The 12,939-nt window shown below is 39.6% G+C and carries 6 protein-coding genes; 5 read left to right on the top strand and 1 reads right to left on the bottom strand.

Features of this window, described 5'->3' with window-relative positions; genetic code table 11:
• Positions 1-84 precede the first annotated feature (84 nt).
• A complete protein-coding gene (locus QZZ41_RS03855) occupies positions 85-8,001 on the bottom strand; it encodes a leucine-rich repeat protein (protein WP_295068406.1) in 7,917 nt (2,638 codons plus the stop codon).
• Between the two features lie 497 nt (positions 8,002-8,498).
• On the opposite strand from QZZ41_RS03855, the gene QZZ41_RS03850 reads away from it, so the two are divergent.
• The 5 genes from QZZ41_RS03850 (at position 8,499) to QZZ41_RS03830 (ending at position 12,922) form a co-directional block, all read left to right on the top strand.
• Positions 8,499-8,843, top strand: coding sequence for a hypothetical protein (locus QZZ41_RS03850; protein WP_295068403.1), 345 nt, complete (start codon positions 8,499-8,501; stop codon positions 8,841-8,843).
• A 207-nt stretch (positions 8,844-9,050) separates the two neighbouring features.
• Positions 9,051-9,281 (top strand): hypothetical protein, encoded by a 231-nt coding sequence (locus tag QZZ41_RS03845; protein ID WP_295068400.1) that lies wholly within the window; start codon positions 9,051-9,053, stop codon positions 9,279-9,281.
• Between the two features lie 14 nt (positions 9,282-9,295).
• Positions 9,296-10,513 carry a leucine-rich repeat protein gene (locus tag QZZ41_RS03840; RefSeq protein ID WP_295068398.1) on the top strand — a complete coding sequence of 406 codons (1,218 nt, stop codon included), beginning with the start codon at positions 9,296-9,298 and terminating at the stop codon, positions 10,511-10,513.
• Positions 10,514-10,693: 180 nt separating this feature from the next.
• Entirely contained in the window at positions 10,694-11,512 is an 819-nt protein-coding gene (locus tag QZZ41_RS03835) for a leucine-rich repeat domain-containing protein (protein WP_295068395.1), read from the top strand.
• A gap of 84 nt (positions 11,513-11,596) precedes the next feature.
• Entirely contained in the window at positions 11,597-12,922 is a 1,326-nt protein-coding gene (locus QZZ41_RS03830; protein ID WP_295068392.1) for a dockerin type I domain-containing protein, read from the top strand.
• Positions 12,923-12,939: the final 17 nt, after the last annotated feature.

Below are 12,939 nucleotides of genomic sequence, written 5' to 3'. Positions count from 1 at the left end.
TTGATTCCTGTGACTATTTTTCTTTTCTTTAGCTTAATGACATTATTCATAAAGGAATGCCATTTTTACTGTAACGTGGTGACATTATTTCTTATCGAGCATGAAGATTTTCAACGTGATAGGTTCATCCTTTGATACAGAAATAAATGCATAGAAGCAAAGAATATAAGAAGCGTCAAGTGAGTCTATCTTACCGTCTTCGTTTACGTCAAATGCCTCTTTCTGATTGATCGTTAAAGTAATCGAATTAGAAGTTGAATTCTTAGCGTATATCATAAGAATTATGCTTGCATCTACTGCATCGACCTTTCCATCGCCTGAAGCGTCACCAAATTCGACCTTAGGTCCTTTATCTTCGGGTGTGGTAGTTATGGTTGTGCTTGTTGTTTCAGAAGATGTTGTTGTAGATAAAGTGGTGGATGATGTTGTAGTTGTTTCTGAATTTTCAGCGGTTGTTGATGTGGAAGTTGTTGTGGTAGTTTCTGTTGTTTCAGATGTTGTTGATGTAGAGTTTGTTGTAATCTCTGAAGTTTCAGAAGTTGTAGCAGTTGATGTAGTAGTTGTGGTGCTTGTAGTAGTGGATATTGTTGAGGTTGTAGATGTAGTCTTTGATGTTGTTGGAGTTGTGAATGTAGTAGTCTTACTTGTAGTCGAAGTAGCCTTTGATGTTGTTGGAGTTGTGGATGTAGTAGTCTTACTTGTAGTCGAAGTAGCCTTTGATGTTGTAAAAGTTGTGAATGTAGTAGTCTTACTTGTAGTCGAAGTAGCCTTTGATGTTGTTGGAGTTGTGGATGTAGTAGTCTTACTTGTAGTCGAAGTAGTCTTTGATGTTGTTGGAGTTGTGGATGTAGTAGTCTTACTTGTAGTCGAAGTAGCCTTTGATGTTGTTGGAGTTGTGGATGTAGTAGTCTTACTTGTAGTCGAAGTAGCCTTTGATGTTGTTGATGTAGATGATGTTGTAGTCTTACTTGTAGTCGAAGTAGCCTTTGATGTTGTTGATGTAGATGATGTTGTAGTCTTACTTGTAGTCGAAGTAGCCTTTGATGTTGTTGATGTAGATGATGTTGTAGTCTTACTTGTTGTAGTCTTACTTGTTGTAGTTGTCTTAGAAGTTGTTGAAGTTGATGATGTTGTGGTAGTCGTTGTTACGGTCGTACCGGAAGTTGTAGTGGTTGTAAAATAGTCCTCACCAAGGAATCTTACCTTACCGTCGATTGCTTCATTATTTACTCCGATAGTAACATTTTTCTCCCAGTCTGCTCTTGTGCTTGGATAGAATACATTCTGTATGCCTGTGCAGCCGTCAAATGAATCATCCGCAATTGTTGTAATTGTCTTAGGAAGGTAAACATCTTCTATGCCGGCCATTCTGTAGAATGCATACTTAGGTATCTTTTTACCGCCGTCTACAGTAACATTTGTAAGTGATTTTGGTATCCATCTGCTCCAGCCAGATGCATTGATTATCTTATAGAAATCTTCATCGTTTCCGTCAAGGAATAAGTCTGATAACTGATAAACACTTCCGTCCGTATTGGCTATAGTAAGCGACGAACCTATGAACGGAAGAACAAGGCTTTCGATAGACTTACAGTTATTGAATACATATGAACCTATATTTTTCGTACTTCCACGAAGCTCAGCTGTTTTTAGTGAACTGCAGCTCTCAAATGCTCTTTCGCCAACATTTATTACTGTTTCGGGAATTGTTACGCTTACAAGACTATTGCAGTTTGCAAACGCATAAGCGCCTATCGATTCAACATTTTCAGCGAATTCAATTTCTGTAAAATCAGCAGAGCTGCAGTTCCTGAATGCCGCATCGCAAATATTTACAAGTGATTCAGGCATAGGTGCACTTTTCAATGATGCACACTCTTCAAATGAATGAACTCCGAAAGAAACGATCTCATCAGGAACATTTATAGTCTCAACACCGCTGAAACGATAGAATGCATAATTAGGGATGCGCTTTCCGCCTACGATATTGATAGTTTTTAATGATTTAGGAATCCATCTGCTCCAGCCTGATGCATTTATTATCTTATAATAATCAGTATCGTAACCATTATTGAAGTAATCTACAACATACTGAGTACTGCCGTCTTTGTTGACAGCATCGAGACTGAATCCAGCAAAAGGAAGTGTAAGTGTTTCAAGTGAACAGCATTCACTGAAAATGTGACTGCCGATACCGTTATCACCGCCATATATCTCAGCCTTTGCAAGCTTATCACAGCTGTTGAATACATAATCACCGATATTCTGAACAGTTTTTGGTACCTTGATGCTGGTCAGTTCGTTACAATTTGAAAATGCATAGCCGCCTATGGATATCAGTGATTCAGGGAAATCAACGCCCTTGAAAGCTGTACTGCTGCAGTTTTCAAATGCATATGTGCCTATGGTATTAAGTGAAGCCGGCATCGGTGCGCTCTTCAGTGATGCACATTCAGCAAAAGCATGATCTCCGATATAAGTGATATCATCAGGAATTACGATATCTGTAACGTCTCTGAAACGATAAAATGCATAAGCAGGTATCTTATTTCCGCCAAGTACAGTTATCTTCTTAAGAGCTTTAGGTATCCATCTGCTCCAGCCTGATGCGTTTATTATCTTATAATAATCAGTATCGTTACCATTGTTGAAGTAATCTACAACATACTGAATGCTGCCATCTGCATTTACCTTCTCAAGGGAGAAGCCTGCAAACGGTATAGTCATTTCTTTAAGTGACTTACATTCACTGAATATATGTGAACCTATGATTGTATCTGCGCCGAGTATCTCAGCTGTCTCAATTTTTGAGCAGTTGTTGAATACGTAATCACAGATCGTTGTAACAGTCTTTGGAACTGATACTTTTTTGAGACTTGTACAGCCTGTGAAAGCATAGTTTCCGAGCACTTCAAGAGTTTTCGGGAATTTGATATCAGTTATAGACGCATTACTGCAATTATTGAAAGCATACTCACCAACAGATAGAACTCCCTCAGGAATATAAATGCTGGTCATTGATGTACAGTTTTCATATGAATGATTGCCTATTTCCTTTACAGTTCCCGGAATAATTACAGACTCAACACTGCTTAAGTGCTGAAATGCATAATTAGGTATCCTGTCACCGCCGAGAATTGTTATCTTCTTGAGAGACTTAGGGATCCATCTGCTCCAGCCTGACGGATTGATTATTTTATAATAATCAGAATCATTACCATTATTGAAATAATCTACAACATACTGAGTGCTGTTTTCTTCATTTACACCTTTAAGTGAGAAACCTGCAAAAGGAAGTGTCATTTCTACAAGTGAATTACATTCACTGAACGTAAATGCGCCTATTGTAGTATCTGCGCCAAGGATTTCAGCTGATTTCAGATTTGAACAATTACTGAATACATAATCCCCCATAGAAACCACTGTCTCCGGAACTGATACATTTGTCAGTCCTGTACAGCCTGAGAAACTGCCTGTTCCGATAGTTTTAAGTGTTTCAGGGATATAAAGGTCTGTAAGTCCGCTGCATCCAGAGAAACTGTAGTTTCCGATAATTGTCAGTGTAGATGGGAACTCTATTTTCTTTAAATCCGCACTGCTGCAATTACTGAACGCATACTCACCGATAGATACTACACCTTCAGGTATATAAGCAGTAGTCAGTGAGTTGCAATTCTCATATGCATGATTGCCTATTTCAGGAATTGTTCCAGGAATAACGATCGACTCGACACCTCTGAAAAGGTGGAATGCATAATGAGGTATCCTGTCACCGCCGAGAATTGTTATCTTCTTGAGAGACTTAGGGATCCATCTGCTCCAGCCTGATGCGTTTATTATCTTATAATAATCATCTTCGTTACCACCGTTAAAGTAGTCAACAACATACTGGGTACTGTTTTCTGCGTTTACACCTGCAAGTGAGAAACCTGCAAAAGGAAGTGTGATATCTTTAATTGATCGGCATTCGTTAAACATGAATGCACCTATACTGTCTTTACCGCCCCTGATCTCAGCCTTTTCAAGCAAATTACAGTTACTGAAAGCATAATCACCGATAGTAGTTACAGTTTCGGGAACAACGATGCTTATAAGTCCGTTACATCCCACGAAAGCGTGACTTCCTATAGTAGTAATAGTAGACGGGAAATTTATCTTCTTGAATGCTGTACTGCTGCAGTAGCTGAATGAATAATCTCCTATGCTCTTTACGCCCTCGGGCATATAAGCGTCTTTAAGAGACGAACATTCTGAAAATGCATAAACGCCTATCTCTGTTATTCCCTTAGGAATGATGATGGATTCAACACCTTTGAAGCGATAGAATGCATAATCTGAAATTCTTTTACCGCTTGTAATGGTTATCTTCTTGAGTGCCTTAGGAATCCACCTACTCCAGCCTGATGCATTTATTATCTTATAATAATCACTATCATTACCATTATTGAAGTAATCTACAACATAGCTCGTATTAGCAGAATCATCCGCTGTAGCTGCACTAAAGCCTGCAAAAGGAAGTGTAAGTTCAGCAAGGGATCTGCATTCGCTGAAAATATGTGCACCAATACCGTCTGCACCACCGTTTACAACAGCAGTTTTGATCGAAGAACAATTATTGAATACATAATCACCGAGTGTTTTAACAGTTTTCGGAACTGTAATGCCTGTAACATAAATACATCCTGAAAAAGCATAACTTCCGACAGAAATAAGAGTTGACGGGAAATATATGGCCTTGAATGCTTTATTGTTACAATTGTTGAATGCGTAATTGCCTATGCTTACAACTCCCTCAGGAATACAAGCTTCTTCAAGAGAATAGCAATCAGCAAATGAATAATTACCGAATGTTTTTACAGTCTTCGGAACATTGATCTTCTTAACGCTTCTTATATTACAGAAAGCATAATTTGGTATCCTTTCACCGCCAGTGATCGTAATAGTGTTAAGCGATTTAGGGATCCATCTGCTCCAGCCTGATATATTGATGATCTTTATAAAATCATCCTCATTACCTTCATTGAAAAAGTCTGCAAACTGATCTGTACTGTCTTCTGCATTAACTTCTTCCAATGAATTACCTGCATAAGGCATAGTGATATCCTCTATAGATGCGCATCCACTAAAGATGTGGTGACCTATACTCTCAACGCTGTCATTGATAACAGCTGTTTTGAGCGAAGTACAGTTACTGAATACACAATCATTTATCTTGATAATATTATCAGGAACTTTGATAGCCTCTATACCTGCACATCCTGAGAACACATAAGGAGCAAGCTCTGTAATTGTTTTAGGGATAACGATGTCAGTGAACGAAGCACAGCCATTGAAAGCGCTTTCTTCAACATCAGTAATAGCTTTAGGCATTATGAGCTTTCCTTCAGGGATCTCAACCTTTATGATTTTTTTATTCTCATAATCGTATTCATCATATGTTATTATTGAAAGTGAAGAACAGCTTCTGAAAGCGCTCTTACCTATGTGCTTGATAGTCTGCGGTAAATTGATAGATATCATATTACTGCAGTCCACAAATACATTATTTCCAATGCTTGTGATTATCTTACCGTCTTTTTCGTTTCCTGTATTTTCGATTATAACATTCTTGATCATAGAAGGCTTCTTGAACGGTGAATAATCGAAATCATACATCTCTCCATGACCATAAATATACAGATATCCTGTTGGATAGAGCATATACATGATATGCTCTCCGAGTGAACCTGACTCGACACAGTAATGATTAGGATCAGGAGCTTTTGCAGTTGTAATATTACGCTTTACATTATTTGTTGTAGCAGTCGTAGTTACGATAGGTGGACCGTCATAGCCGTTTTCTCCGCTCGGAGAGTAATTATTATCCTCGGAAAGGTCAAAGCTGTAATTCAGCGTCTTTGTCTTTCCGTTGATATGGAATGTAGTACGTTTAACTTTCTCACCGTTGATGTAAATATCAGCTGTGTGGCTGCCGCTCTTACAGTATACAACAGCATTACTACCTGAAACAACACCTGTTGATACCGCGTCATCAACGATTATTTCCACATTCGGAGTGAATGTATTACTCTCAGAATTTGTAGCTGTTACATTGAAAGTTGTCTTATATGCAACATTGGGGCAGCTGCCTATTCCGAAGCTTGCAAGACCTGCTGCAAATACCCATGAAGCTGGAAGACCTGCTGCACCTGCTAAAAGTCCAAGGTTATCAAGACTAAGATACCAGTCAAAAAGCTTAATGCTGAATGAAGCGATTTCGAAATCTATATCTACTATCTTTAAACACTTGAACTCAACGCCCACCGATACAACAAAGCTTACATCACCCTTTAGACAAGTATCACAGGCGTGTTTCGTATCACCCGTCGTATCAAAGCACACAAAGGCTGTGTTTGAGAATGATCTTGATTGTCCATTATTTGCATAGGAAACTTCAAGTGAACCTTTTATATCAAGACCTATTTTGCCATAGAGTGAGAATTCAAGAAGCTGTATGAATCCAAGATCCAATGCATCAAGTGAAGCCGAAAGCTTAAGTCCGACAAATGCTTCACCTTCAAGTTTTACAGTAACACCCTTTGAATTCTGCTCAGACTTGTCGATCCTTTCCATACCTTCATCCGTATCATACTGGAATCCATATGTTGAAGTTCCTGAGAATGTTACACTAAGTGCTCCTTCGAGCTCAAGTACGAAATCAAGAGATATCTTTACTGTTGCACCCGGGATGCCTGTAGGGATAACTACACTGCCTATCCTTGGTTCACAGTCTTTTGAGCCCAGATTTTTAAGAACACTATTATCTCCATTATCTACACCAAGAGTGACGGAGAATGAGTATTCATTTTTCAATTCGTAATAAGCGTATGTATACCCCCAGTCTTTGTAGAATTCAAAAGACTGAGTAAACGAAACGCCGACCTCTGCACCTAAACTGATGCCGGAGGTTCCAAGTGGAACACTGCCGCTCAGAGAGAGCGATTCACTGGTTGAACCGGAATATGAAAGAAGATATTGTGCCATATCGAACGTCATGACACCAGTCTCTTCAAAGTCTGTATCTGTACGAACGATACCCTCATCAGCTGTTTCCATATCAAGAACAGCGTCTCTCGGGTCGGAATGTGATTCAAACTTAACGAATGCGAGCATATCATCTATATTTTCATTACCTGATACAGTTACTTTATCACCATCAACTTTTACGTCTTCAACAGCGATAGAAATGATAGATTCAGGACTTGGCTGAATATAGAAGAATTTGCCTTTTTTGAGATTTTTGACAGTATCGTCTGCATTGTCGAAAACGAAAACGTTATTATCAAAGTCGGAAGCAACGAGTTCGTTCTTTCCTTCACTGCTTTCAGCAATAACAGTATCATCACTGAGAACGACAAAGTTGTTTGACTCGTCATCGTCAAAATTTACTATCCTGTCCTGTTCAAAATCATCAGTAGTTTTGGAAATGATATCTGCAACTTCTTTTGTGAACTTCTTTATCACAAAAGCAGAACCTACAGGATAATTAAGTCCGTCAAAGAGCTGAACTTTGATCAAGAAGAACTCTCCGAGCCTGGAAGTGTCAACTGAAGCTTCTGTACGCTTTAAACGTCCTGCTTCAGCAATTCCTTCAACTGAAATAAACAGCTCACCGCTTTCCTCATCAACAAAGGAAATGATGAACTTACTGTCGAAAGGTTGCGTGGAAGTCACAGCCATCTTTCCTGTAGCCGGATCGTAATCCAGACCTGTGACCATGTACTCCCCTTCACCGACACCTGAATTTGATAGCTGTTTTACAGTCTGATCTTGTTCCGCCGCATGGGTGATAAAGTTCCCCAATGAGTTGGACGACTCAAAATCTAGATTACTTACACGGTCGATCGATTCATTATTTTTGCTGTCCGGATCGATACTTGTAACGCAACTGTTGCCGCTTGACAGGATCGCTGAAGTGCATATCACGGCACTCAGTGCTCCTGCAATGACTCGTTTTAGCATTTAATACATTCCTCCTTTAATATAAATAAATTTAGTTCAATATACTAAATTTATTTATATTATAAAAGATAATAGCATTAATTGTCAATGAAATCTATTCCAAAATTGCCGATAAAATCCGTACCAATTTCTACTATATTTCCAATTTTAATACTATTACCCCGAAGGACTGCTAAGTATATATTAACCATTGGAAGCACCTCAACGGCTGGATTTGATATACACGGTGTAACTATATGGTATGAATAATTGCCTTATTAGTCAATTAAAAGCATTTTTAGTTCCTGCCGACCAGTGCTTTACGGTTCGGCAGGACAAACCCAATATACGAAAGGAGTAACCACACATGGAAAAGTACATCACCCCCGAGGTGGAGATCGTTAAATTCGATAACGAGGACGTAATCACTACAAGTGATCCTAATGAAATAGAGCCTAAGTAACAAAATAAACAACAGGCAGTCCAAGCGGCTGCCTGTTGCTATACAAGGAGCATTTATGAAAAAACTGATACCCTTTTTCCTTGCAGCATTAATGCTTACTGGCTGTCACAGCGGTAAAGATACATCGTCAGCCCCTGCGGAAGTCCCTGCGGTCACATCGGCGGTCACGGAAGTCACCGAGACAGCGACCGAGACTACAGCTGTATTGACAACCATGACTGCAAGCACACAGACGACCGAAACTAAAACAGAGGAAACGAATACAGTGAAAGAAACATATACTACTCCCGAAGTGGAGATAGTGGAATTTACAACGGAAGACGTCATAACAACAAGCAATAACAGTGCAAAGGTAAACGATGACGGCTCTATAGATCTGCCGATAATCAACATGAATTAGTACATGGAAATTATAGGCGGCTTTATGCCGCCTGTTTCTGTCTTCTCAGTTGGTAGATTAGGTTTGTGATCTCGAAGACCGTGGAGCATTCAAAATCGTTGTTATAGCTATGCGAACCGCCCTTCGAGGCGGATCTGTTTTACATATTTACATTGTATCGATGATATGCTATAATTGATGAAAAGAGAAATGATAAAGGAGTTACATATGGCAAATCAAGAGATTATCGACAGGGATACTTACCGAAAGATCAAGAAGATGAACCGAGAGGAGCTTACAAAGTTCATTCTTCAGTATGGAGACGAGCTTCTCGGAGAACAGGGCAAAACCATTGATCTCCCGGCTCTTGAGGCAGAACTCAGTAAAATCAAAGGTATCGGCGGTAAGCGCCTTGAGGAGATAATGACTGTCATAGAAAAGTTCTTGGATGTTGAATAGACAGGAGGTATACTATGAATTGTAAAAGAATAATAGCAGCGTTGATGTGTGCTGTAATATCGTTGGGAACGACAGCGCTTTCGCTGGGAGTACCTTTAACTCTTTCGGCTGAAGCTGCAACCATAGTTGACAGCGGCAACTATGGTGAGAATATCAGATGGGAACTGGACAGTGACGGTACCCTGGTAGTCACAGGCAAGGGAGATATGGGCGATGTAGGTCCTGTCAAAAATACTCCGTGGGTAAAAGAAAGAGATCTTATAAAAAAGGTAGTTATAAGCAATGGGATAACAAGAGTCGGAGATCAGAATTTTAATACTTGTAAGAACCTTGTTTCCGTTACCCTTCCCGATACTCTGAAAACCATTGGCTTTGTTGCGTTTTCTGAATGCAGCGCTCTCACTTCTATCGTAATACCCGCTTCTGTGACGGTAGTCGAACATGAAGCTTTTAAGTCCTGCAGTAATGCGGAAATAACGATCTCCTCAACAGCCACAAAGATAGAAGGCGGGGCTTTCTCAGGCACCAAATGGGAGGAAGAGCAGCTTGAGAAGTCGCCTTTTGTGGTAATAAACGGTGTTCTTCTTGCTGCAAGAATCGATACGGAAAAAATTGTCATACCTGACGGAGTTGAATGTATAGGTCGGAGATGTTTTCAGGGTTGGGGATATTGGTCAGTAACAGAGGTCGTTATCCCTGATTCAGTGAAGATAATAGAAAGCCGTGTTTTTGAGGGATTCAGATCACTGAAATCAGTGACAATACCCGAATCGGTAGAGAAAATAGAAACGAGTGCTTTTCAGAGCTGCAATTCTCTTGAAAAGGTCTGCATACTTAATCCCGAATGTGATATAAGCGACATGAATTCTACCTTTACCAACGGTGCTGGTTATGCCTATACAGGTATTATCAAGGGATACAGAGACTCTACTGCCGAGGCTTACGCCAATAAGTACGATCGCATCTTTGTACCCGTTGATTCTGACATGGGAGATGTGAACTTTGACGGGAATGTGAACGCAGTAGATGCTTCCATGGTGCTGGCATATTATGCCCGTGTATCGACCGATCAAGAAGGCGGATATAATGAAGAGCAAATTCTTGCAGCAGATGTAAACCACGACGGAGATATCAATGCCGTTGACGCATCGAGTATTCTTGCGTACTATGCGTATGTATCGACTACAAAAGAAACCCCTATGTCAATGGAAGAATATATGAAAAAGAATTAAGAAATTCCCCTAATATGATGACAGCCCTTCACGGGCTGTTTCCTTTCTAGCTTGACTAATATAGTTAATTATGATACAATTAAGGAGTCACGACACCGGCTGTATTGAAGGCAACGACCAGAAGTGACTATAGGCACAAATAATGACAAACAAAGCTTTTCTTACAGGAGGAGGCTTATTATGATTGCAAAAAGAATATTCTCAACCATGCTTAGTGCGCTTGTTATTACTTGCTCTATTTCTAACTATAATACTTATGAAAAAACAGGAACTTTAGCGGCTGAAGCAGAAGATACATCATTGAACACAGGAACTTGTGGCGATAGTGCAACGTATTCCTTTGACGATGCAGGGAATCTGACTATCAGCGGAAATGGTGCTATATCCGATTATGTGGATGGAAAGACACCTTTTGCCAATAGTGTTCCGATTAAAAAAGTCATTATCGAGGAAGGAATAACTCATATAGGTAATTATGCTTTTTCATCGTGCCATGACATTCAGTCAATAGAATTGCCAGAATCATTGACCGGTATAGGCGAATATGTATTTGAAAATTGTACTTCACTTACAAGCATCATCATCCCTGATTCGGTAACAAGTATCGGTCAGTATGCTTTCAGCGGTACAGCTGTTAAGTCAGTAGTCATTCCAGAATCAGTAGTAACACTGGATACAAACAGTTTGTTTATGGTGTGTAAGAAACTGGAATCTGTTGTTCTTCCTCAGTCTGTAACATCAATTTACAGCAATGCTTTCAAAGAGTGTGTAATGTTTAAGGAAGTTGATATTCCTGATTCAGTAACTGCGATACAGAATGATGCATTTTCGGGTACAACGTTTACTTCGCTATTTATCCCTTCGGGAGTTACCATGATAAACGGAAATGCTCTCAGAGGCAGCAAAATAGACACTATTTACGGATTCAAGGATTCAGCTGCGGAGACTTTCGCAAAGAAGAACGGGCTGGATTTCATTGAAAGTGAAGAAAGAGCTTGAAAAAGAACTGACATTCTGCCTGTTGCAGGTGTTTATAAGCTTGAATGCGATGTAGACGTTAAAAGCTATATAACCATAAGCGGAATGCTTGATCTTGACCTGAACGGCCATACAGTAAAGATACCTGAGATAATATGCAACAGCACAAGCAATGTTATAATCAGGGACAGTGATCAGCAGAAAAAAGGTACGATCATTTGCACAGCGGATAGCAACCTTATAACATCATACAATAAACTGACCATTTATGGCGGTAACTTTTATGGATATGATAAGAAAACAGTCTGTGCAACAGTAAGGATCAATGACGGAAGTTTTGATTATTACGGTGGAGAGATTATCGGATACTACAGTCATGCTCTTTCTTTAAGAACTAAAGATGGCATCATAAACATTATGGGTGGAAGACTGAAAGCTTCCTCTGCTGAAAACGGAAAAACCAACGTTTATTCAGTATGGCTTGCTGATACATTTGCTGGTACTCTCAACATAACTGACGGAGAGATGCACTCAGACATTGGAGCAGCAGTCAGTGGCTCTCCTTCAGACTGTATAGTGAATATATCAGGTGGAAAGATATTAAGTGATAAAGATTATGGTCTTAAGTGCATGACAAAAGGTACGGTAAATCTGAGCGGCAATATCTGTATTAAAGGTGAAAAGGGCGGTATTTACGTACCAAACGGAAATCCGGTAAATATTACCGGAGCCATAACAAGTGCTGATGTAAGTGTTTATGCCGAAGTATCAGGTTTGCTTACGAACGGACTCGGCAAGTACGTAAGCGCTTCAACGCTGAAACGATATCTGCCTTATATAAAAGCAAATGGTACCATTTCAGTAAATAATGACGGAGAACTGAGCATAGATATTCCCGTTGCTGTATCAACAACATCAGTATCAGGTTCTGCAACTTCAACAACTACTACAACATCACTTACTTCGACAAGCACTACAACTACAGCCTCAACTACCACAACAACCAAGGAAACGACTGCTACGACTACAACAACTACCTCAACATCAAATAATACAAACTCAACGACTACGAACACGTTCACGACAACTGTAATTGGCTCTACAACAACTGCGACATCAACAATGACAAATACAGCTCAGTCCACAACAACGACAACAACTCCAGTAAAACCTATAACCTACACACTTGGAGATGTGAATAATGATAAACAGATCAATGCTGTTGACGCTTCATCAGTTCTTGCATATTATGCTATGATCTCAACAAATCAGGATGGTGGATATGATGAGGAACAGAAGCTTGCGGCAGATGTAAATCATGATGGATTAATTAATGCAGTAGATGCTTCCAATATTCTTTCGTACTACGCATATGTATCGACTACAAAAGAAACTCCGATGTCAATGGAAGAATATATGAAAAAGAATTAAGAAATTTTCTAATATGA

Source organism: Ruminococcus sp., from assembly GCF_016283395.1.
This window is presented reverse-complemented; position numbering and strand designations above follow the sequence as displayed.

What these genes read in the sequence shown, in the direction of transcription:
- QZZ41_RS03855 (WP_295068406.1), bottom strand. Translation starts at nt 8,001, where the DNA reads ATGCTAAAACGAGTCATTGCAGGAGCACTGAGTGCCGTGATATGCACT.
- QZZ41_RS03840 (WP_295068398.1), top strand. Translation starts at nt 9,296, where the DNA reads ATGAATTGTAAAAGAATAATAGCAGCGTTGATGTGTGCTGTAATATCG.
- QZZ41_RS03835 (WP_295068395.1), top strand. Translation starts at nt 10,694, where the DNA reads ATGATTGCAAAAAGAATATTCTCAACCATGCTTAGTGCGCTTGTTATT.
- QZZ41_RS03850 (WP_295068403.1), top strand. Translation starts at nt 8,499, where the DNA reads ATGAAAAAACTGATACCCTTTTTCCTTGCAGCATTAATGCTTACTGGC.
- QZZ41_RS03845 (WP_295068400.1), top strand. Translation starts at nt 9,051, where the DNA reads ATGGCAAATCAAGAGATTATCGACAGGGATACTTACCGAAAGATCAAG.
- QZZ41_RS03830 (WP_295068392.1), top strand. Translation starts at nt 11,597, where the DNA reads ATGCTTGATCTTGACCTGAACGGCCATACAGTAAAGATACCTGAGATA.